Here is a 20,295-nt window from a genome sequence, read left to right as displayed (position 1 = left end):
AAAACGGCCCGCACCCCCGCGGGCGGGCCGTGGAGCGGCGCGGATTCGGTCCGCAGCCCGAGAAATGGTTGAAATCCATACTTGGGTCCGCTCCGGCGACGCGCCTTCCCGGTCGGTTCCCGAAGAAACGCACAAGTGATCCAGTTCACTTGTTCACGTACTCCTCCACGCATTCCCCTCGCGCCCCCGCCCGCCCTTCCCGACGGTCACTGTCGGTGGTGTGCGGCATCATCGGGGGTGTGACGCGACGCCTGATGCTCCTCGACACCTCGTCCCTCTATTACCGGGCCTACTTCGGGGTCCCCGACACGGTCAGGGCCCCGGACGGCACGCCGGTCAACGCCGTGCGCGGCCTGCTCGACTTCATCTCCCGCCTGGTCCACGACCACCGTCCGGACGACCTCGTGGCGTGCATGGACGCGGACTGGCGGCCGCAGTGGAGGGTCGACCTGATCCCCTCCTACAAGGCGCACCGGGTGGCCGAGGAGACCCCGGCGGGCGTGCCCGACGAGGAGGAGACCCCCGACACCCTCGCCCCGCAGGTCCCGGTGATCGACGACGTCCTGGACGCGCTGGGCATCGCCCGTGTGGGTGTCGCGGGGTACGAGGCGGACGACGTGATCGGCACCCTGTCCGGCCTCGCGCCCGGCCCCGTCGACATCGTGACCGGCGACCGCGACCTCTTCCAGCTGGTCGACGACGAGCGCGGGGTGCGGGTGCTCTACCCGCGCAAGGGCGTGGGCGACTGCGACCTGGTCGACGACGAGATGATCCGCACGAAGTACGGGGTGCGCCCCGACCAGTACGCGGACTTCGCGGCGCTGCGCGGCGACACGAGCGACGGGCTGCCCGGCGTGAAGGGCATCGGCGAGAAGACCGCGGCCCAGCTGATCAACGAATACGGCGACCTGGCGGGGGTCCGCGCGGCCGCGGCCGACCGCTTCTCCCGGCTGACCCCGGCCAAGCGCCGGGGAATCCTGGAGGCGGCCGAATATCTGGACGTCGCGCCGAAGGTGGTGCGGGTCGCGATGGACGTGGCGCTGCCGGCCTTCGATCCGGTGCTGCCCACGGAGCCGCTCGATCCGGCGACCCTGGAGGAGCTGGTGGCGCAGTGGGGGCTCGCCGGGGCGACGGGCAGGCTGCTCTCCACTCTCCGCGCCTGAAGTGCTAGCTTAGGTAAACCTAACTAATGGTGAATCAGGGGAGCGCACTGTGGCAGAACGGCCGTCTCGCAAGACACCGAAGATCAACGAGGCACAGGTGGTGCGCACCGAGCGGATCACCCCGCACATGATGCGGGTCGTGCTCGGCGGTGCGTCGCTCGCCGGCTTCAGCGCGGGCGAACACACCGACCACTACATCAAGCTGCTGTTCCCGGCGCAGGGCGTGAGCTACCCGGAGCCCTTCGACATGGAGCGCATCCGCGCCGAGTTCCCGCGCGAGCAGTGGCCCAGCACCCGCGCGTACACGGTGCGCGGGTGGGACGCGGAGGCCGGCGAGCTGTCCGTCGACTTCGTGGTGCACGGCGACGAGGGCCTCGCGGGCCCGTGGGCGGCCCGGGTCAAGCCCGGCGAGACGGTGCGTTTCCTCGGCCCCGGTGGCGGATACGCCCCGGATCCGGCCGCCGACTGGCATCTGCTCGCCGGCGACGAGAGCGCGCTGCCCGCGATCGCGGCGGCCATGGAGCGCATGCCGGCGGGCGCCGTGGTGCGCGCCTTCGTCGAGGTGAGCGGCCCCGAGGAGGAGCAGAAGATCAGCACCCCGGACGGCACCGCGGTGACATGGCTGCACCGGGGCGAGGCCCCGGTGGGCTCCGCGCTGGTGGACGCCGTGAAGGGCCTGGACTTCCCGGCCGGCGACGTGCACGCCTTCGTGCACGGAGAGGCCGGCTTCGTGAAGGAGCTGCGCGCGCTGCTCCGCGTCTCGCACCACGTGCCGCGCGAGCGGCTGTCCATTTCGGGTTACTGGCGCCTGGGCCAGGACGACGACGCCTGGCGCGCGGCCAAGCGGGAGTGGAACGAGCAGGTGGAGCGCGAGCAGGAGGCCCCCGCCGCCTGAGCCGGCCCGGCGGGACCGTGATCCGCCGGCGCTTCGGCCGGGCCGCTCCCCCGACCGAAGCGCGCCACTCCCCCGCGCCCCCGCACGAGACCCCCGGCAGCTGCCCGCCGGGGGTCTCGTGCGTCCGGGGCGTGCGCCGCGCCGCTACACCGACTTCTGGTACGAGCGGAACGTACGGGTCGACAGCCGGACCGCGACGATCGCGAGGGCCAGGAGCGCGCCGCCCCGGCCGAGGACGAGGCCGAGGTCCGGGTCGGCGGACATGGCCGAACGGCCCGCCACCATGCCCCAGTTGAGCGGGTTGAAGTCGGCGATGTGCCGCATCCAGGAGGGCATCTGGGCCGGCGCCATGAACGCCGAGGACAGGAAGGTCAGCGGCAGCAGCAGGAAGGTGTTGATGCCGATGATCGACTCGCGCTGGCGGACCAGCATGCCCAGCGCGTTGGAGAACGCGCCGAAGACCGTGCCGAGCAGGATCGCCGCGACCGCGAGAATGACCAACCCGCCGAATCCGCCGGGGTAGTGGGCCCCGCCGAGCTTGCCGAGCAGCAGGATGATGACGGTCTGGACGGTGATGCTGATGCCGTTCTGGACGACATTGGCATTCATCAGGGCGCCACGGCTGACCGGTGTGGTGAGGAACCGGTTGAGCGTGCCGCGCTCGATCTCCTCGAGGGTGCCCATGCCGGCCCACATGCTGGAGCCGAGCGCGCTCATCAGGACGATGCCGGGCACCAGGTAGTCCAGGTACGAGGTGGTGCCGAAGCCCCCGAGCTGGACGACCTTCTTGAAGAGGTTGCCGAAGAGGAAGAGCCAGATCACCGGCTGGATGAGGGTGATGAGGAGATAGGCGGGCTGGCGGAAGATCGCCATCAGCTGACGCTGCGTCATGTACCAGGTCTGGGCGAGGACGTTGGGGCCCTTGAGGGCGACGGCCGGGACCGGGGCGGGGACAGGAGCGGGAGCGGGGGCAGGTGCTCGGGTGGTCATCGGGCGTCTCCCGCGGTCGCGAGGGCGGGGGCTTCGGCTGCCGCCTCGGCCTCGGAGTAACGGCGTCCCACGTAGCGCAGGTAGACGTCGTCGAGGGAGGGCCGGGCCACGGTCGCGGCGGCGACAAGGGCTCCGGCCCGTTCCAGGGCGGCGAGCAGGACGGGCACGGCGGCCGCCCCGTCGTCGGCGCGGGCGCTGACCCGGCGGCCGTCGAGCAGCACTTCGTGGATGCCGGGCAGGCCGGTGAGGGCCGCGCGCAGCGGCGACGGTGTGGCGCCGGAGTCGACGACCGGTTCGCGCAGTTCCACATGGACGGCGTCGCCGCGCAGCTCACCCTTCAGCTCGTCGGGGGTGCCTTCGACGACGACACGGCCGCGGTCCACGATCGCGATGCGTTCGGCGAGCCGGTCCGCCTCTTCGAGGTAGTGGGTGGTGAGCACGATGGTCAGCCCCTCGTCACCGGCGAGACGTGAGATCTCCTCCCACATCGCGGTGCGCGCCTCGGGGTCGAGTCCGGTGGTCGGCTCGTCCAGGAAGAGGACTTCGGGCCGGTGGACCAGACCGAGCGCGACGTCCAGGCGGCGCTGCATGCCGCCGGAGTACCCCTTGACGATGCGCTTGGCGGCGTGGGCGAGGTCGAACCGTTCGAGGAGTTCGCCGACGCGGCCGTTGAGGGACGCCCCGGTCAGACCGTAGAGCCGCCCTTGGAGCTGGAGGTTCTCGCGACCGGTGGCGACGGGGTCGGCGCCGGACTTCTGCGCGACCACGCCGATCGCGCGGCGCACCCGGTCGGGGTGGCGCAGCACATCGTGTCCGGCGACGGTCGCGGTGCCGCTGTCGGGGCGCGCGAGGGTGGTGAGGATCTTGACGGTGGTGGACTTGCCGGCGCCGTTGGGGCCGAGCAGCCCGAAGACCGTGCCGGGCTCGACGGTGATCGCCATGCCGTTGAGGGCGGTGACATCACCGGGGTACGTCTTGATCAGGTTGTGCGCCTGCACTGCGGGCGCCCGGTTGTTCATGACGAGGCTCTCCTGTGGTGAGCGGGTTGGCCGAAATGACGGACCGATCCGCGTGGGAGCGCCGGGCTATCCTTGGCGTGCCGCACCTCGATCGCCTGGCCTGCTTCGCGCGGGTCCGGTCCGGGGTCGCAACCCCGGTGTGGGCTGCTGCAACAGCCCGTGCCGGGGTTCTCTGCGTTCAACTGCCTGTCTCTGTGCGTCTGTCCGTCCACGTGCGGTGGCGCGCCGCCGGTCATGAGCCGGCGGTGTCGCCCCGGGAGTGGTCCTCGTCCTCCAAGTGCTCCCATTCCTGCGGGAGTCGGCCCGTGGCGTGCCAGGTGCGCCAGCCGTCGAGGCCGTCCAGGGTGCCGTCGGCCATTTCCTCGAGGAAGCCGCGCACCCACTGGACCTCGGCATCGATCATGTGGAGCTGGTACTCGCTCTCCACGAGCAGCACCCGCGGCAGTGTCTCGCACAGCTTGCGCAGCGCTCCTCGGAGCCCGGCGGCCTGCACCTCCAGCGAATTGACGCGCTGCTTGAGGAGCGCGGCGACCTCGTCGGGCGGCAGGACGCCCATGAGGCACAGCGCCGTCTCGAAGATCGGGAACTCGTGCACGGGCACCGCGACGATGTCCGCCATCCAGTCGAGCATCTCCTCGCGGCCCGCCGGGGTGAGGGCGTAGCGCGTGCGCTCGGGGCGGTTGCCCTGCCGCTGGACGTCGGCGACCTCCACGAAGCCGTGCTTCTCCAGGTTCTGGACGACGGTGTAGAGCGAGCCGTAATTGATCTTGATGCTGTGCTCCTTGCCGCGTCGGCGCAGAGTCTGGGCGATCTCGTACGGATGCATCGGCGACCGCTCGGCAAGCAGCACCAGAACGGCCAGCGCCAGGGGGTTGCGGAGCTTGCGCCGCCCGACTGCCATCGCCTCCACCTCGTTCCCGATTACTCGTAGCCGAACATATCGCGAGTGTGGCGGACCGTCAACCACGATGTATCGCGTTCTGGAAACCTCCCCCGCGCCCGTGCGGCCCCCACGCTGGGTAGCGTGACCGGCATGGACATGGAAGACGGGGGCACAGCCGGACGCGTCGTGACGGGCAGCACCACGGAACGGGCCGAGCGGGCCGAGGGAGCGGTCATCGGCTCGGCGGTGGGCGACGCGCTCGGCGCACCGTTCGAATTCGGGCCCCCCGGTGTCTATGCGCGGCGCTTCCCCGACGGTGCCGGCACGATGTGCGGGGGCGGCGGCTGGGATCCCGGCGAGGCGACCGACGACACGCAGATGGCGGTCCTCGTCGCCGATTCCCTCCTGGAACACGGCGGTCTCGAACCGGCCGACGTCTTCCGGCGCTTCCAGCGCTGGGCGGCCTCGGACCCCAAGGACATAGGGCTCCAGACCGAGGCGGTCCTGACCAGCGGCGACCCCTGGGACCGCGCGGCCGCGCTCCACTTCCAGGTCAACAGGCATGCGGCGGGCAACGGTTCACTGATGCGGGCCACCACGGCCGCGGTGTACTTCGCGGACGCCGGCCGCGAGGCCACGATGGCCGCCGCCCGCCGCATCGCCGCACTCACCCACGGCGACCGGGCCGCCTGGGAAGGCACGGCGATCTACCACGAGCTGATCCGTGCCGCGCTGGACGGCGCCGATCCCCTCGCGGCCGTGCTGGACGCGCTGGCCGCCGTCCACCGCGAGCACCGCGCGCGCTGGGCGGCGGTCCTGGCACCCGGATGGCACCCCGACGACGCCACGGAGTTCAACGGCGCGGTATGGCCGTGCCTGGCTTCCGCCCTGTGGGCGCTGCGCACGACGGACTCGTTCGAGGGGGCGCTGGGTGCGGCGATCGACCTGGGCGGCGACACGGACACGGTCGCGGCCGTCACCGGCGGCCTGGCCGGAGCCCGCTACGGCGTGCGCGCCATTCCGGCCCGCTGGACGGATCCCCTGCACGTGCCCGTGCCGGGGTGCGGGGACCGGGTTCTGCGGGTGACCGAACTGGCACGCCTGGCGCGGGAGTTGGCGGGGACGGTCGCATAAGGGGCGGGCGCGTGCCCGTGCGGCCGGGGAACCCCCTACTCAGCCGGCCCCCGCGATCCGCAGCGCCGCGTCCGCGGTGGCCGCGGCGAAGGCCGGTACCGCTCGGCCGGGGGACGAGCGGTGGATCAGGATGACGCCCTCGATCAGGCCGAAGACGAGATCCGTACGCAGCGCGAGCTCGTCGGCGCCAAGGCCGGCGCAGGCGCGCGTGCCCGCGAGCAGCTCCGCGTACGCCGCCTTCAGTTCGGCGCGGTTGCGGTGGAACACCGCGAAGCGCTCGGCCCGCACCTCGGGGAGGAGATACAGGGCCCCCAGGTTGTGGGGGCCGCCGCACAGCAGCTCCACGTCGAAACGGCACAGCGCGCGCAGCCGCTCCTCGGCGCCGCGCGTGCAGTCGTCCAGGAGCCGGCGCGCCAGGCCGAGGGAGGGGGTGACCGTCGATTCGAGCAGCTCGGCCAGGAGGTCCTCCTTGCCCGAGAAATAGTGGTACATCGTGGCTTGGCGCAGCCCCGCCCGCTCCGCCACCGTCCGGGTCGTCGTCGCCGCATAGCCGTGCAGCGTGAACAACTCGGCCGCCGCGCACAGGAGTTCATCGCGCGCGGCGAGCCCGGTGTCGGGCCGCTGGACCGCCCGCGGCCGTCCGGCCTTCCGTCCCGTCGTGGAGCTCATGAAAACGATCGTCGCACACGCGGCGAAAGGCACCGGGTGGCGAGGGTTCGACCCCGCTCGGGGTGGTCGGTGGCGGGCAGGGAGCCGCCCCCCGGCGGCCGGAACTCCGACGGGGGGCCGCACACACCGGGCGCCCCATAAGGTCGGCGGGACACCCGGCGTGGCGCCCGGCCGACCGGCCGGTCAGCCGACCGAGCTGTAGGCGACGACGCCGCGCAGGAGCGCGTCCACCGCCTTGCGGGCGTTCTTGGAGACCGTGCTGTTCTCCCGCGGGGCCGCCGCCGCGATCTGCCCCAGGACGTCGATGACCTGCTTGCACCAGCGGACGAAGTCGCCGGCGGGCATGTCGGCCTCGCGGAGCACTTCGTCCAGGCCCTTGTCGCTGGCCCACTGGTAGGCCGCCCACGCGAACCCGAAGTCGGGCTCGCGCTGCCCCACGCCCTCCGCCTGGTTGATCTTGTGGTCCTCTTCCAGGGCGTCGAGCCGGCCCCAGATCCGCACCATCTCGCCGAGCGCCGCCTTGGCGTTGCCGGACGGCGTCTTGGGCGCCACCGCGTCGTCGGACTGGCGCGCCTCGTACACCAACGCCGATACGCAGGCCGCGAGTTCGGCCGGGCTCAGGCCTTCCCAGACGCGTGCGCGCAGGCATTCGCTCGCCAGCAGGTCGAGCTCGCCGTAGAGACGGGCCAGGCGCTTGCCGTGCTCGGTGACCTCGTCGTCGCGCAGATAGTCGAGCTCGGTGAGCAGCGACACGATGCGGTCGAAGGTGCGCGCGATGGTGTTGGTGCGCCCCTCGATGCGCCGCTCCAGCTGCTGGGTGTCGCGCTGGAGGCGGTAGTAGCGCTCGGCCCAGCGTGCATGGTCCTCGCGCTCGTCGCAGCCGTGGCAGGGGTGGGCCCGCAGCGCGGTGCGCAGCCGGGTGATCTCGCGGTCGTCGGCGGCCTCGGAGCGGGCCTTGCGGTGCCGCTCGGGGACGATGTGACCGGCCTTGGTGCGCAGCGCGGACGCCAGGTCCCGGCGGGACTGCGGCGAGCGCGCGTTGAACGACTTCGGGACCCTCATCCGCTCCAGGGCCTCCACGGGCACCGGGAAGTCGATCGAGGCGAGCCTCTTGACCTGCCGCTCGGCGGTCAGCACGAGCGGGCGGGGCCCGTCGTGCTGCTCGAAGCCGCGGTGGCCGTTGGTGCGGCCCGCGGGGATCCCGGGGTCGAGGACCAGGGCGAGGCCCGCGAACTTGCCGGTGGGCACGTGAATGATGTCGCCCGGCTTCAGCTTCTCCAGGGACGCCGCCGCGGCGGCCCTGCGCTGGGCGGCGCCGTGCTTGGCGAGGTCGGTCTCACGGTCCTTGAGGTCGCGCCGCAGCCGGGCGTACTCCTCGAAATCGCCCAAGTGGCAGCGCATGCCCTCCCGGTAGCCGTCCAGGCCCTCCTCGTTGCGCTGCACCTGACGCGAGATGCCGACCACCGACTTGTCGGCCTGGAACTGCGCGAAGGACGTTTCGAGCAGCTCGCGCGAGCGGTGCCGCCCGAACTGCTGGACCAGGTTGACGGCCATGTTGTACGAGGGCTTGAAGCTGGAGCGCAGCGGATACGTGCGCGTGCCGGCCAGACCCGCGAGCGCGTCCGGGTCCATGCCGCGCTGCCACAGGACCACCGCGTGGCCCTCGACGTCGATACCGCGGCGCCCGGCCCGGCCGGTCAGCTGGGTGTACTCGCCGGGGGTGATGTCGGCGTGCTGCTCGCCGTTCCACTTGACGAGCTTCTCCAGCACCACCGAGCGCGCCGGCATGTTGATGCCGAGGGCGAGCGTCTCGGTGGCGAACACGGCCTTCACCAGGCCGCGCACGAACAGGTCTTCCACGACCTCCTTGAAGGTCGGCAGCATGCCGGCGTGGTGGGCGGCGATGCCGCGCTCCAGACCTTCGAGCCACTCGTAGTAGCCGAGGACGTGCAGGTCCTCACCGGGGATGGAGGCGGTGCGCTCCTCGACGATCTCGCGGACCTTCTGGCGGCCCTCCTCGTCGTTGAGCCGCAGCCCCGCGTACATGCACTGCTGGACGGCGGCCTCGCAGGCGGCGCGGCTGAAGATGAAGGTGATGGCCGGCAACAGGCCTTCGGCGTCGAGCCGTTCGATGACTTCGGGGCGCCCCGGCGTCCAGATCCGCGACCGCGAGCGGCGCTCCCGCTCGCGGTCGGCCTCGCGCACCATCTTGCCGCGGCGCCGCTCGCGCGGGTTGTACGTCTTCTGGTTCTCCAGGCGGGCCATGCGCAGCAGGTCGGGGTTGACCTCGCGCCGGGCGATGCCGCGGCCCCCGTGGTCGGACTCCTCCTCGAAGAGGTCGTACATCCGCCGCCCGGCCATGACGTGCTGCCACAGCGGCACCGGCCGGTGCTCGGAGACGATCACTTCGGTGTCGCCGCGCACGGTGTCGAGCCAGTCGCCGAACTCCTCCGCGTTGGAGACCGTCGCCGACAGCGACACGAGCGTGACGGATTCGGGAAGGTGGATGATCACCTCTTCCCATACGGCGCCGCGGAAGCGGTCGGAGAGGTAGTGCACCTCGTCCATCACCACGTATCCCAGGCCGATGAGCGCCTGGGAGCCCGCGTACAGCATGTTGCGGAGCACTTCGGTGGTCATGACGACCACGGGCGCGTCCGCGTTGACACTGTTGTCGCCGGTCAGCAGGCCCACCTTGTCGGCGCCGTAGCGGCGCGCCAGGTCGGCGTACTTCTGGTTGGACAGTGCCTTGATGGGCGTGGTGTAGAAGCATTTGCGGCCCTGCCCGAGGGCCAGGTGCACGGCGAATTCGCCGACGATGGTCTTGCCCGAGCCGGTGGGGGCCGCGACGAGCACGCCCTTTCCGGCTTCGAGGGCCTGACAGGCCTCGATCTGGAAGGGGTCCAGATCGAATTCGTACAGGTCACGGAAGGGTGCGAGCGCGGTGGCCTGCTCGGCGGCGCGGAGCCGGGCAGCTGCGTACGCTTCGGCTGGTGAGAGGTCCTCTGTCATCTTGTCTTCGAGCCTACCCGCCGCCTCCGACAGAGGTCGCGATCTTTATGGGAGGCCCGGTGCCGAGGCCTACCGGCCGGACGCCGGTACCGGTGCCAATACCCGTACCGCGGCGCGTACACACTCCGCGGTGAGCGGGAGCGGGCCGAGCGGCTCCCCGTCGGCGTAGCCGGTGATGCCGGGCGCGGCCAGCGCGATCGAGGCGGCGCGGTAGGTGCTGACCACGGGGTGGTCCAGGTGGGTGCCCCGGTAGACGCGCGGGAAGACCTTGATGAGCGTGGCGCGCGAGCAGTCGCCGACGACCGTGACGTCGAAGAGCCCGTCGGTGAGGTCGGCGCCGGCGCAGATGCGCATGCCGCCTCCGTAGGAGGAGGAGTTCCCGACGGCGACGAGCGTCGCCTCGATCTCGCGGGTCTCGCCGTCGTCGAGGGTGACCTTGTACGGAACGGGCTTGAAGGCGGCCAGTTCGGCCAGCATCGCGAGGTCGTACTTGAAGCGGCCGCCCGGCCATCGCATGCGGTTGCCGCGGTCGTTGACCTTGGAGTCGAAGCCCGAGGCGAGGACGGTCGCGAACCACCGGTCGCCGGTCCGGCCCAGGTCGATCTCCCTGAGGTGCCCGTCCGCGAGGGCACGGGCCGCCACTTCCGCGGCCTTCGCCGGGTCGCGCACGGGCAGGCCGAGGGCGCGGGCGAAGTCGTTGCCGGTGCCCGCGGCGATCACGCCGAGCGGGGTGGTGGTGCCGGCGACGGCCTGGAGGGCGAGGTTGACCATGCCGTCGCCGCCGACGGTGACGAGGGCACCGGTGCCGGCCTCGACCGCCCGGCGGGCGCGCCGCAGCGCGTCACCCGCGTCCTCGCCGAGGACGGTGCGTACCGAGAATCCCGCGGCCCGCAATGCGGAAGCGGCCGGCTGCGCGGCGTGCGCGCCCCGGCCGCGTCCCGCGGTGGGATTGACGAAGAGGGTGATCTCGCTGGTCACCCGCCGGACCTTACAAGCTCCGGCGACCACGTCAAGGTCAGGTGACGTCGTCGTAACCGGAGAGCTTGCTCCCGCGTCCGCCGTCGGACTGCTCGGGCAGCGCGGCGGGCGAGGTCACCGGCTCGATGGCGCCGACGTCATCGGGCGTGAGGTCGAGGTCGGAGGCCTCGTCGTCGGCGGGCCCGGATGCGGCGCGCTCCTTGCGTCGCTTGTCGTTCACGATCGAGACGCCGACGGCGACGAAGTACAGGGCGACGATCGGGGCGGCGAGCGAGAGCATCGAGACCGGGTCGACGGTCGGCGTCGCGAACGCCGCGAAGACCGTGACACCCATGATCATTCCGCGCCACCAGCCCAGCATCCGGCGGCCGGTGAGAATGCCGCTGAAGTTGAGCATCACCAGGAACAGCGGCAGCTCGAAGGAGAGGCCGAAGACGATGATCATGCGGGTGACGAGGTCGATGAGCTCGTTGAGCGGCAGGAGGTTGGCCACCCCTTCGGGGGTGAAGCCGAGGAGCACCGTGGCGGCCGCGGGCAGCACGTTGTACGAGAACCAGGCACCGGCGAGGAAGAGCGGGAAGCCCGCCGCGACGAAGCTCAGCGAGTACCGCTTCTCGTGCTTGTGCAGTCCGGGCGAGACGAACGCCCACAGCTGGTAGAGCCAGACCGGGCTGGCCGCGACGACACCCGTCACGAGCGACACCTTGATCATCAAGGTGAACGGCCCCATGAGGCCGGACATCGTGATGTTGCCGCAGACCTTCGCGCCGTCCTTCCTGGTGAGCTCGGTGAACGGCACCGTACAGTCCACGGCCTCCTTGATCGGCTTGGTGATCAGTTCGGCGATGTCCTTGTAGTAGAACGCCGCCACGATCGCGCAGACCAGGATCGCCAGAACCGCCTTCGCGAGCCGGTTGCGCAGCTCACGAAGGTGGTCCGAGAGAGGCATCCGCCCCTCGGGGTCCCTCTGTTGTTTGCGGGCAGACTTGAGCAACCCACGTCCTCATCTCGTGCGGCAGGTCACTCTGTTCACACCGATGGTGAGCAGCGCCTGCTGGGGCCCGGTGTCAGCGCTTGGTGGTGTCCGTCGGCTCGGCCACCGGGCGAGCGCTGCTCACGTCGCCGGGCGCCGACTGGATGGTGCGCTGGGCCGGCGGCTGCTCGCCCGGGACGGGCGGGTCCGCCGGGGCGGTCTGCTGACCGTCGGACTTCATCGCCTTGGCCTCGCTCTTGAGGATGCGGGCCGACTTGCCGAGCGACCGCGCCATGTCCGGGAGCTTCTTCGCGCCGAACAGCAGGACGACGACGATGAGGATGAGAATGATCTCGGGGGCGCCGAGCCTTCCGAACATAAGCGTTTACCTTCTCACCGAGGCTGCAGGGTTGGGGGCTGCGTGAGGACCGCCGGACCGGTGTCCGGCCTCCTTACGTGCAGCGATCGTAACGCGCAAGGGTGAACGCAGGGCAATCCCCGTGCGCACTCCCGTTTGCGGACCGCGCCTCGCTAGCTGGGCCGCGTTGTGCAGCGTACCGCCCCGAAACGGACGACATCGGAGCGCACTGTTCATCCCAGCGTTTCCCCCGCACCCGCGAGGTCGACCGCGGCGCGCTCCAGCTCCTCGGCCGCGCGGTTGATCCGCTGTGTGGTGTCGGCCACTTGGCGGCCGAGCCGCTGTGCCTCGACGAACACCTTGACGGCGAGGACACCGAGGACGGCGATCCCGAGGAACCCGAGGGCGATGGCGGTCATCGGCCAGAACATGGATGCCGATCCTGGAGGTCTAGACGGTGGAGTGGAGCCGGAGGGTGCGGACGCCGCCGCCGGTGAGGAGCTCGATGATGCGCTCCCCGGCCGGCTTGCGGACGGCCGAGCCGCACTCGGGGCAGGTGAAGGAGTAGAAGGTGGTGCGGCGGCTCGCGCCGATCGCCAGCCGGAACGCGGGGGCGGCGAGCTCGAAGCGGCCACGGCAGTCCGGGCAGGCCGCCTTGAAGAGCACCGGGACCACCGGGCGGGACATCACGGGCGAGACCGACACGTTCCGCACTCTCCTCAGTTCCGGTGGCCGGGCGTGGGCCGGTCCTCGTAGCCGGCCAGCGCCTCGGTGGCCGCGCGCCGGGCGCTTTCGGCGAGGTCCGCCGGCGAGACGATCCGGCCGTCCTGGCCCAGGCGCAGCGCGAGACGGCGCAGCGACGCCGGGTCGGGCGTGCGCAGCGTGATCCGCAGGCCGCCGTCGGGACGTTCCTCGGCGCTGTCGTGCGGGTAGTACTCGGCGACCCAGCGCCCGCCAGGACCTACCTCGACGACGACCTCGGGGTCCTCGGCTGACGGCTGGACGAGGCCTTCGGACAGGTCGCGCAGTTCGAGCTCGGGCGGCGCGGACACCTCGTCGAGGAGCCGGATCTCGGCGACCCGGTCGAGGCGGAAGGTGCGCCGGGCCTCGGAGAGGCGGCACCACGCCTCCATGTAGGTGTGGCCCACGGCGAAGAGCCGGATCGGGTCGACCTCGCGCTCGGTGAGTTCGTCGCGCGCGGGCGAGTAGTACTTCACCCACAGCCGGCGGCGCTCGGAGATGGCCCGGTCGACCTCGGCGAAGACACCGCCCTCGGATTCGAAGGTGACCGAGAGCCGGGAGCTGGCTCCGGCGGCCTCGCCGGCCGCGGCCTCCAGCTTCGCGGTGGCGCGCAGCAGCGCCTGCCGGTCGCCCTCGCGCAGGCCCGGCAGGGTGGAGACGGCGCGGGCGGCCACGAGCAGCGCGGTCGCCTCGTCGGCGGCGAGCCGGAGCGGCGCCGCGACGTCGTCCGGGTTGTGCCACCAGATGCGGTCGCCGTCGGTGTCGATGTCCAGGAGGTCGCCGCCGCGGAAGCTCGTGCCGCACATGGGCAGCACATCGAGGTCGGAGATCAGTTCGTCCTCGGTGATGCCGAAGGCGCGGGCGACGTCCGCGACATGGGCGCCGGGGCGCTCGCGCAGATAGGTCACCAGCGACAGCATCCGCCGCGTCTGGTCGATGGCATTGGCAGCCATGGTCGTACGGTCCCCCTCAGCCCTTGGCCACGGCGCGCAGCCGGTCCATCACGTCGGCCCGCAGATCGGCGGGTTCCAGCACGACCACATCGGGGCCGAACTCCACGAGGTGGGCGTCGAGCCCGTGCCCGTACGGAATCTCCAACTCCTCCCACCCGTCGCCGAGTTCCCGCATCGAGGTGGCGCGCGAGCGCAGCGGGTAGCCGGCCCCGGCACGCAGCCGGATCCGCGCCGAGCGGGTCGCGGTCTCCCCCGCCCAGGTCTCGACGGTCTCGCGCACGGTCACGACGTCGGGCACCGGCGCGGTGAAGGCACCGGCGCGGGAGCGGACCCGGCCGGAGATGCGGCTGAGCCGGAACACCCGCTCGGCCCCCCGGTCACGGTCCCAGCCGGCCAGGTACCAGTGGCCGCGCCAGCATTCGAGGCCCCACGGCTCGACGTGGCGCTCCTCGGGGCGTACGGCGGTGACCTTGCGGTAGTCGAAGACGACCGGACGGCGGTCGCGGCAGGCCAGCATCAACGGCTCGAAGGCCGTCTCGTGGACCGGGATGCGCGGCTCGATCGTGCTGTGCTCGTACGGATTGTCGGCCTCCGGCATGCCGGCGGCGCGCAGCTTCTGCAGGGCGCCGCTGGCCGCTCCCGCCAGCCGGGCCTGCTGCCAGACGCGGGCGGCGAGTCCGAGGGCGGCGGCCTCCTCGGCGTCGAGCTGGACCGGCGGCAGACGGTTGCTGTCGCGGCGGGCGAGATAGCCGGTCTCGCCGTCGAGGTTCTCGACGGTCTCGATCACCAGGCCCAGTTCACGCAGGTCGTCCTTGTCCCGCTCGAACATCCGGTTGAAGGAGTCGTCGGAACCGGCCTCCAGGTAGGCCTCGATGGACTCGCGCAGCTCCCGCTTGCTGAGTGCCCGCCGTGTCCCGAGCAGACACAGCGCCAGGTTCATCAGCCGCTCGGCCTTGGCAATCGCCATCGATGCCCTACGCCCTCTCTCGTTGTGCGCTACGACCGTTGACCGTACCGCTCCGGGCTCCCGGGGCAAAAGCCGAGGGCCCATGCCCGCAGGCATGGACCCTCGGTCCGATCAGGTCCGATCGCTCGGGACCGATCCGGGTGCGTCTCAGACGGCGACCAGGTCGCAGACGAAGATCAGCGTCTCGCCCGGGGCGATGGCGCTGCCGGCGCCGCGGTCGCCGTAGGCCAGGTGGGCCGGGATGGTCAGCCGGCGGCGGCCGCCGACCTTCATGCCCTGGATGCCCTGGTCCCATCCGGAGATGACCTGGCCGGCACCCAGCTTGAACTCCAGCGGGTTGCCGCGGTTCCAGGAGGCGTCGAACTCCTCGCCGGTGGAGAAGGCCACGCCCACGTAGTGGACCTTGACGAAGTCTCCGGCCTTGGCGACGGCGCCGTCGCCCTCCCAGATCTCCTTGATCTCCAGGTCCTTCGGCGGCTCGCCGCCGGGGAAGTCGACCTCGGGCTTGTCGATGCTCACGTAATGCTCCTACTGATCGCTATGGGCAACCGGACCAGTCTTACATTGCTCCGAGGATGTCCACGACGAAGACCAGGGTCGAGTTCGCGGGGATGTCCGCGCCCTGGGCCTTGTCCTTGTAGCCCTGCTCCGGCGGAATGACCAGCAGCACACGGCTGCCGACCTTCTTGCCGACGAGGCCCTTGTCCCAGCCCTCGATGACCTGGCCCTGTCCGATCGTCGTCGAGAACGGGGCACCCGTCTTCCACGAGGTGTCGAACAGCTTCGCCTGCGCGACGCCCTCGTTCGGCTTCCAGGTGGCACCGCTGTACTGCATGTACACGGTCTGGCCGCTCTTGACCTCGGGGCCCTTGCCTTCGATGAGCACCTGGTCGACGAGCGTCTTGGGCGGGTCGTTCTTCGGGACGGAGATCGTGGCGGCCTCCTCCTTGTCCGCCTTGATCTGCGGCAGGTCCGACGGGATGGACGCCTGGGTGCCGTCGACCTTCTTCGGCATCACGCTGTCGACGTCGAGGACGAAGACCAGGGTGTCGGTGCCGCTCACCCCGAGCTCCTGCTTGCCCGCGCTGCCGAACGCGGCGGCCGGCGGAGCGACGACCAGGACGCGGGCGCCGATCTTCTGGCCCAGCACCGCCTCGCTGAACGCGGGGATGTAGGTCTGCGAGCCGGCCGGGATGACCTGGGGCACGCCGTCCTTGTCGTACGAACCGGCGAGGTCCTTTCCGCTCTTCCAGATCTTCCCGGTGTACTTGGTCACCGCGAGGTCGTCCTTCTTGACCTCCGCGCCGGTGCCCGCGGTCAGCGTCTTGACGACGAACTTCCCGCTCGGATCACCCTTGGGGATGGTGATCGTGGGCTTCTTGTCCGCGTCACCCGCGACGGTGGGCATCGGCGATGCGTCGGACACCGGCTTGGGAGCGGCAGGCGGCTGCGACGGCTGCGCGGAAGGGGAAGCGGACGCGTCCTTCTTCTTCGCTGCGTCGTCGTCACCTCCTCCGCAGGCCGCGGTGAGCATCAAGGCCGGCACGATGAGCGCGGCAGCAAGTCGGCGTCGCACAGTGGTCCTCGGGGGTAGCTGGAACGGTCGGAGCGGCCACTCTACGGCCCCCATCGGCCACCACAAGGGTCCGGCATGCCCGGGGGCCCCGTGCGCAACAGCGCGCGGGGCCCCCGGTTCACGGGTGCTGACGTGGCCTCACATACCGGCGATCAGCTTCTCCACCCGGTCGTCCACCGACCGGAACGGGTCCTTGCACAACACGGTGCGTTGCGCCTGGTCGTTGAGCTTCAGATGCACCCAGTCGACGGTGAAGTCACGGCGCTGTTCCTGGGCGCGGCGGATGAAGTCGCCGCGCAGCCGGGCCCGAGTGGTCTGCGGGGGCACCGACTTGCCCTCGAAGATCTTCAGGTCGTCGCAGATGCGAGCCGCCTGGCCCTTGCGCTCCAGGAGGTAGTACAGACCGCGCCGACGGTGGATGTCGTGGTAGGCGAGGTCTATCTGCGCGACCCTCGGGTGCGACATGGTCATGTTGTTCTTGGCCCGGTACCGCTCGATGAGCTTGTACTTCATGACCCAGTCGATCTCGGTGCCGATCCGGTCGAGGTCCTCGGCCTCGATCGCGTCCAGGGTGCGGCCCCACAGTTCGAGGACCTGGGCGACGGTGCCGGTACGGATGCCGCGGTGCTCCACGAAGTCCACGGCCTTCTCGTAGTACTCGCGCTGCACTTCGAGGGCGGAGGCCTCGCGGCCACTGGCCAGGCGCACCTTGCGCTGGCCGGTGATGTCGTGGGAGACCTCGCGGATGGCCCGGATCGGGTTCTCCAGGGTGAGGTCGCGCATGACGGTGCCGGCCTCGATCATGCGCAGCACCAGGTCGGTGGCGCCGACCTTGAGCAGCATCGTCGTCTCCGACATGTTGGAGTCGCCGACGATGACGTGCAGGCGCCGGTAGCGCTCGGCGTCCGCGTGCGGCTCGTCCCGGGTGTTGATGATCGGACGCGAGCGGGTGGTGGCGGAGCTGACGCCCTCCCAGATGTGCTCGGCACGCTGGCTGACGCAGTAGACCGCGCCGCGCGGGGTCTGGAGCACCTTGCCGGCGCCGCAGATCAGCTGGCGGGTCACGAGGAACGGGATGAGGATGTCCGCGAGCCGCGAGAACTCCCCGTGCCGTGCCACCAGATAGTTCTCGTGGCAGCCGTAGGAGTTTCCCGCCGAGTCGGTGTTGTTCTTGAAGAGATAGACGTCGCCCGCGATTCCCTCCTCGTGCAGGCGGCGTTCGGCGTCGACGAGCAGGCCTTCGAGAATGCGCTCACCGGCTTTGTCGTGCGTGACCAGTTCGGTCACGTTGTCGCATTCGGGTGTTGCGTATTCCGGATGCGATCCCACGTCGAGGTAGAGGCGGGCGCCGTTCCGCAGAAAGACGTTGCTACTGCGGCCCCATGACACAACACGGCGGAAGAGGTAGCGCGCCACTTCGTCAGGAGACAGTCGGCGCTGTCCCCTGAACGTGCACGTGACGCCGTACTCGTTCTCCAGCCCGAAAATGCGGCGGTCCATGAGTGAACATTACGCCTGATGGCCTGAGCTGAAACCGGGTTCGACGGCACGGTTTCGATCATTTTCGTCAACCCCGGCGACATCGCGCCGAAACACGGGAGCCGCCAGGACCTTCTGGGTGGCGAGCAACACCACCAGAGCCGCTGCTCCACCGCCTCCGGCCACCGCGAAAGCCGCTCCCGTGCCGCCGAGTTCGACCGCGGGACCGGCGGCCGCGGTGCCGATCGCGGTGCCGACGCCGAACGCCGTCACCAGCCAGGAGAACGCCTCGGTGACCGTGCCGCGCGGGGCGTGCCGGTCGACGACGATGAACGCGCAGGCGATGGAGGGCGCGAGGAAGACACCGGACACGACGGTGAGCGCGGCCATCAACGGCACGCCCGGGACCAGGGCGAGCGGGAGGTATCCCAGGGCGAGCAGCGCGACCAGGACCCGCAGGCGTTTCTCGGGGGCGCCGCTCCACTGCCGGGACCCGTAGGCGAGCCCGCCGAGGAGCGCGCCGAGCCCGTTGGCGGCCATCAGCCAGCCGTAGACCGTGTCGCTGCCGTGGTCGTCGCCGTAGGCGGACGCGGCGACGATGATGGCGCCGAGCGCGAGCCCCACGAAGAAGAACGCGCCGAGCAGAGCGAGCAGCCCCGGCGAGCGCAGCGCACCCAGCCAGTGTGCCTCGCGGGGCGCCGAACGCCACGTCCGGGACGGCTCGGACAGGACCACACTGAGCGCGCCCAGGATCCCGAGCGCGTTGATCAGTACCAGGGCGGTCGCGGGCGACCAGAGCGCGATGCAGACGGTGATGAGCAGCGGGCCGACCGTGAACATCACCTCCTGGGCTATCGCGTCCATGGCGTACGCGGTGTGCACCTGGTCCTCGCGCTTGAGGACGCTGGGCCACAGCGCCCGCAGGCCGCCCTCCAGGGGCGGCGTCGCCACCCCGGCCACGAGGACGGCCGCGTACGCGAGCCCCACCGGCTCGATGCCGGCGACCGCCAGCAGGACCATGCCGAGGGCCGCGAGCACGGAGGCGGGGAGCATCACGCGCGGCTGCCCGTACAGGTCGACGGCGCGCCCGAGGAGGGGCTGACCGACGGCGGTGGCCACCCCGTACACGGCGGTCAGGGCGCCCGCGAGGGAGTAGCTTCCGCCCTCGGCCCGTACGAAGAAGACGATCGCGATGGAGGCGGTCGCATTGGGCAGCCGGCCGGTGAGCGTGCCCCCGAGCAGCCGTGCGGCATGCCGGGTCCGAAGGATCTCCGCGTATCCCGCCGCCATGGCCACTCCCTCAGTGTTACGTATAACGTCCGAGGTCATACGTACCATGTGGCGCATGGGCGGGTCCACCCCGCGCACGCCGACCATCCGCCCAGGAGGACCCGTGACACGGCCGGACACGTCCAGCCCCGAAGCGCCGGAACCCGCGGCGGCGGCCACCCGCGCCGGAGTGCGGGCGGCCCGCGCCGCCCTGGCCGGCCGGCCCGCCGGAACCCGTCCGACCAGCAGGGACGTGGCGGGTGCGGCGGGCGTGTCCCAGGCCACGGTCTCGCTCGTCCTGGGCGACAAGTGGCACGGCCGGGTCTCGGAACGGACCGCGGGCCTGGTCCGGCAGGCCGCACAGGACCTGGGATACCGCCCCAATCTCGCCGCCCGCAGCCTCCGCCTCGGCCGCACCCGCACCGCGCTGCTCGTGGTGCCCGCCATGACCAGCGAATTCTTCGCCCAGGTATACGCCGGCGCGGCGAAGGTCGCCGCCGAGCACGGCTTCGGCGTGGTCCTCTACCCCTCCCCCGAGGGCGTCGGCCCCGCCCGCGATCCCTTCGACTCCGCGCGCACCGCACTCGACGGAGTCATCGCCTCCTCCATGGCGGCCGGCGCGCTCGCCTCCATCCGAGGCAGCGATCTGCCGCTGGTCATGCTCGACAGCGACCCCGCCGAACCCGGCCCCGCGGCCCACGTGAACCTCGACATCGCCGACGGCGTACGGCGCCTGACCGAGCATCTGCTGACCCTCGGACACCGCAGGTTCGTACACATCGCCGCCGACGTGGACTCCTGGACCTTCGTCGTGCGCGCCCGCGCCCTGGCCGACACCCTGGCCCACGCGGCCGACGCCGGCCTGCGCACGGTCTCGGCCGAACTCAGCGTGGACGGCGGGCGCCGGGCCGCGGAGGACGCCCTGCGCTCCCCCGGCTCCCGCCCCACCGCGCTCGTCTGCGACGACGACTTCCTCGCCGCGGGCGCCTGCAAGGCGGCCCGCCGGCTCGGGCTTCGCATCCCCGACGACGTCTCCGTCACCGGCTTCGACGGCCTGACCCTCGCCACCGCACTCGAACCCGAACTGACCACGCTCACCCTCCCCGCCGAACAGGTCGGCGCCCGCGGGATGGCCGCGCTGCTCGCCGTCCTGGAAGGCCGCGAGCCCGAGACCGGAGACCTGCCCGTCTCCCTCGCCGTACGGGGCTCGACGGCCGCGCCCCGGCCCGCCTGAGA

At 71.3% G+C, this 20,295-nt stretch carries 20 protein-coding genes; 4 read left to right on the top strand and 16 right to left on the bottom strand.

The genetic code is table 11. From position 1 onward, the window contains the following. The first annotated feature begins 254 nt into the window (after positions 1 to 254). Both OG432_RS28710 and OG432_RS28705 read left to right on the top strand, forming a co-directional pair. The gene (locus tag OG432_RS28710) at positions 255 to 1,163 is read left to right on the top strand and encodes a 5'-3' exonuclease (protein WP_328315283.1); all 909 of its coding nucleotides are present in this window, start codon (positions 255 to 257) and stop codon (positions 1,161 to 1,163) included. A 49-nt stretch (positions 1,164 to 1,212) separates the two neighbouring features. Further along, positions 1,213 to 2,058 carry a siderophore-interacting protein gene (locus OG432_RS28705; protein ID WP_328313854.1) on the top strand — a complete coding sequence of 282 codons (846 nt, stop codon included), beginning with the start codon at positions 1,213 to 1,215 and terminating at the stop codon, positions 2,056 to 2,058. 144 nt (positions 2,059 to 2,202) lie between these two features. Here OG432_RS28705 and OG432_RS28700 read toward each other — a convergent pair whose 3' ends face one another. The 3 genes from OG432_RS28700 to OG432_RS28690 all read right to left on the bottom strand — a co-directional run bounded on the left by OG432_RS28700 (position 2,203) and on the right by OG432_RS28690 (position 4,968). Beyond that, the gene (locus tag OG432_RS28700) at positions 2,203 to 2,949 is read right to left on the bottom strand and encodes an ABC transporter permease (protein ID WP_328315282.1); all 747 of its coding nucleotides are present in this window, start codon (positions 2,947 to 2,949) and stop codon (positions 2,203 to 2,205) included. Between the two features lie 95 nt (positions 2,950 to 3,044). Further along, positions 3,045 to 4,067 (bottom strand): ATP-binding cassette domain-containing protein, encoded by a 1,023-nt coding sequence (locus tag OG432_RS28695; RefSeq protein WP_328313853.1) that lies wholly within the window; start codon positions 4,065 to 4,067, stop codon positions 3,045 to 3,047. 232 nt (positions 4,068 to 4,299) lie between these two features. After that, positions 4,300 to 4,968, bottom strand: a complete 669-nt coding sequence (locus OG432_RS28690; protein WP_328313852.1) for a PadR family transcriptional regulator — start codon at positions 4,966 to 4,968, stop codon at positions 4,300 to 4,302. 138 nt (positions 4,969 to 5,106) lie between these two features. Between OG432_RS28690 and OG432_RS28685 the strand changes: the two genes are divergently transcribed. Next, complete coding sequence (locus OG432_RS28685; RefSeq protein ID WP_328315281.1) at positions 5,107 to 6,084, top strand: ADP-ribosylglycohydrolase family protein; 978 nt, start codon at positions 5,107 to 5,109, stop codon at positions 6,082 to 6,084. Between the two features lie 39 nt (positions 6,085 to 6,123). Here OG432_RS28685 and OG432_RS28680 read toward each other — a convergent pair whose 3' ends face one another. From OG432_RS28680 to OG432_RS28620, 13 genes are all read right to left on the bottom strand, one after another. Further along, the gene (locus tag OG432_RS28680; RefSeq protein WP_328313851.1) at positions 6,124 to 6,753 is read right to left on the bottom strand and encodes a TetR/AcrR family transcriptional regulator; all 630 of its coding nucleotides are present in this window, start codon (positions 6,751 to 6,753) and stop codon (positions 6,124 to 6,126) included. Positions 6,754 to 6,936: 183 nt separating this feature from the next. Further along, on the bottom strand, positions 6,937 to 9,765 hold the full coding sequence (locus OG432_RS28675) for a DEAD/DEAH box helicase (RefSeq protein WP_328313850.1): 2,829 nt from the start codon (positions 9,763 to 9,765) through the stop codon (positions 6,937 to 6,939). Positions 9,766 to 9,834: 69 nt separating this feature from the next. Continuing rightward, positions 9,835 to 10,743: a diacylglycerol kinase gene (locus OG432_RS28670; RefSeq protein WP_328313849.1), complete on the bottom strand. Its 909-nt coding sequence runs from the start codon at positions 10,741 to 10,743 to the stop codon at positions 9,835 to 9,837. A gap of 37 nt (positions 10,744 to 10,780) precedes the next feature. Continuing rightward, the gene (gene tatC, locus OG432_RS28665) at positions 10,781 to 11,737 is read right to left on the bottom strand and encodes a twin-arginine translocase subunit TatC (RefSeq protein WP_328313848.1); all 957 of its coding nucleotides are present in this window, start codon (positions 11,735 to 11,737) and stop codon (positions 10,781 to 10,783) included. A 73-nt stretch (positions 11,738 to 11,810) separates the two neighbouring features. Then, on the bottom strand, positions 11,811 to 12,095 hold the full coding sequence (gene tatA / locus OG432_RS28660; protein WP_328313847.1) for a Sec-independent protein translocase subunit TatA: 285 nt from the start codon (positions 12,093 to 12,095) through the stop codon (positions 11,811 to 11,813). Positions 12,096 to 12,307: 212 nt separating this feature from the next. Then, positions 12,308 to 12,505, bottom strand: a complete 198-nt coding sequence (locus tag OG432_RS28655) for a hypothetical protein (protein WP_328313846.1) — start codon at positions 12,503 to 12,505, stop codon at positions 12,308 to 12,310. 19 nt (positions 12,506 to 12,524) lie between these two features. Beyond that, the gene (locus tag OG432_RS28650) at positions 12,525 to 12,761 is read right to left on the bottom strand and encodes a hypothetical protein (protein WP_328315280.1); all 237 of its coding nucleotides are present in this window, start codon (positions 12,759 to 12,761) and stop codon (positions 12,525 to 12,527) included. A gap of 32 nt (positions 12,762 to 12,793) precedes the next feature. Next, positions 12,794 to 13,768 carry a helix-turn-helix transcriptional regulator gene (locus OG432_RS28645; RefSeq protein ID WP_328313845.1) on the bottom strand — a complete coding sequence of 325 codons (975 nt, stop codon included), beginning with the start codon at positions 13,766 to 13,768 and terminating at the stop codon, positions 12,794 to 12,796. Positions 13,769 to 13,784: 16 nt separating this feature from the next. Beyond that, positions 13,785 to 14,735: a helix-turn-helix transcriptional regulator gene (locus OG432_RS28640; protein ID WP_328313844.1), complete on the bottom strand. Its 951-nt coding sequence runs from the start codon at positions 14,733 to 14,735 to the stop codon at positions 13,785 to 13,787. A 147-nt stretch (positions 14,736 to 14,882) separates the two neighbouring features. Then, positions 14,883 to 15,254: an FKBP-type peptidyl-prolyl cis-trans isomerase gene (locus OG432_RS28635; RefSeq protein ID WP_328313843.1), complete on the bottom strand. Its 372-nt coding sequence runs from the start codon at positions 15,252 to 15,254 to the stop codon at positions 14,883 to 14,885. 40 nt (positions 15,255 to 15,294) lie between these two features. Continuing rightward, the gene (locus OG432_RS28630) at positions 15,295 to 16,311 is read right to left on the bottom strand and encodes an FKBP-type peptidyl-prolyl cis-trans isomerase (protein ID WP_328313842.1); all 1,017 of its coding nucleotides are present in this window, start codon (positions 16,309 to 16,311) and stop codon (positions 15,295 to 15,297) included. Positions 16,312 to 16,449: 138 nt separating this feature from the next. After that, positions 16,450 to 17,811 carry a Pup--protein ligase gene (gene pafA, locus OG432_RS28625; RefSeq protein WP_328313841.1) on the bottom strand — a complete coding sequence of 454 codons (1,362 nt, stop codon included), beginning with the start codon at positions 17,809 to 17,811 and terminating at the stop codon, positions 16,450 to 16,452. A 9-nt stretch (positions 17,812 to 17,820) separates the two neighbouring features. Next, a complete protein-coding gene (locus tag OG432_RS28620) occupies positions 17,821 to 19,080 on the bottom strand; it encodes an MFS transporter (RefSeq protein ID WP_328313840.1) in 1,260 nt (419 codons plus the stop codon). A 169-nt stretch (positions 19,081 to 19,249) separates the two neighbouring features. On the opposite strand from OG432_RS28620, the gene OG432_RS28615 reads away from it, so the two are divergent. Then, on the top strand, positions 19,250 to 20,293 hold the full coding sequence (locus OG432_RS28615; RefSeq protein WP_443058616.1) for a LacI family DNA-binding transcriptional regulator: 1,044 nt from the start codon (positions 19,250 to 19,252) through the stop codon (positions 20,291 to 20,293). Positions 20,294 to 20,295: the final 2 nt, after the last annotated feature.

The sequence above is a fragment of the Streptomyces sp. NBC_00442 genome, assembly GCF_036014195.1.
Classification (GTDB): domain Bacteria; phylum Actinomycetota; class Actinomycetes; order Streptomycetales; family Streptomycetaceae; genus Streptomyces.
The sequence above is the reverse complement of the archived record's forward strand: the minus strand, read 5'-3'. Positions and strand labels throughout refer to the sequence as shown.

What these genes read in the sequence shown, in the direction of transcription:
- OG432_RS28685 (WP_328315281.1), top strand. Translation starts at nt 5,107, where the DNA reads ATGGAAGACGGGGGCACAGCCGGACGCGTCGTGACGGGCAGCACCACG.
- OG432_RS28655 (WP_328313846.1), bottom strand. Translation starts at nt 12,505, where the DNA reads ATGTTCTGGCCGATGACCGCCATCGCCCTCGGGTTCCTCGGGATCGCC.
- OG432_RS28620 (WP_328313840.1), bottom strand. Translation starts at nt 19,080, where the DNA reads ATGGCGGCGGGATACGCGGAGATCCTTCGGACCCGGCATGCCGCACGG.
- OG432_RS28700 (WP_328315282.1), bottom strand. Translation starts at nt 2,949, where the DNA reads ATGACGCAGCGTCAGCTGATGGCGATCTTCCGCCAGCCCGCCTATCTC.
- OG432_RS28650 (WP_328315280.1), bottom strand. Translation starts at nt 12,761, where the DNA reads ATGTCCCGCCCGGTGGTCCCGGTGCTCTTCAAGGCGGCCTGCCCGGAC.
- OG432_RS28690 (WP_328313852.1), bottom strand. Translation starts at nt 4,968, where the DNA reads ATGGCAGTCGGGCGGCGCAAGCTCCGCAACCCCCTGGCGCTGGCCGTT.
- OG432_RS28680 (WP_328313851.1), bottom strand. Translation starts at nt 6,753, where the DNA reads ATGAGCTCCACGACGGGACGGAAGGCCGGACGGCCGCGGGCGGTCCAG.
- OG432_RS28675 (WP_328313850.1), bottom strand. Translation starts at nt 9,765, where the DNA reads ATGACAGAGGACCTCTCACCAGCCGAAGCGTACGCAGCTGCCCGGCTC.
- tatA (WP_328313847.1), bottom strand. Translation starts at nt 12,095, where the DNA reads ATGTTCGGAAGGCTCGGCGCCCCCGAGATCATTCTCATCCTCATCGTC.
- OG432_RS28695 (WP_328313853.1), bottom strand. Translation starts at nt 4,067, where the DNA reads ATGAACAACCGGGCGCCCGCAGTGCAGGCGCACAACCTGATCAAGACG.
- pafA (WP_328313841.1), bottom strand. Translation starts at nt 17,811, where the DNA reads ATGGACCGCCGCATTTTCGGGCTGGAGAACGAGTACGGCGTCACGTGC.
- OG432_RS28710 (WP_328315283.1), top strand. Translation starts at nt 255, where the DNA reads ATGCTCCTCGACACCTCGTCCCTCTATTACCGGGCCTACTTCGGGGTC.
- OG432_RS28645 (WP_328313845.1), bottom strand. Translation starts at nt 13,768, where the DNA reads ATGGCTGCCAATGCCATCGACCAGACGCGGCGGATGCTGTCGCTGGTG.
- OG432_RS28640 (WP_328313844.1), bottom strand. Translation starts at nt 14,735, where the DNA reads ATGGCGATTGCCAAGGCCGAGCGGCTGATGAACCTGGCGCTGTGTCTG.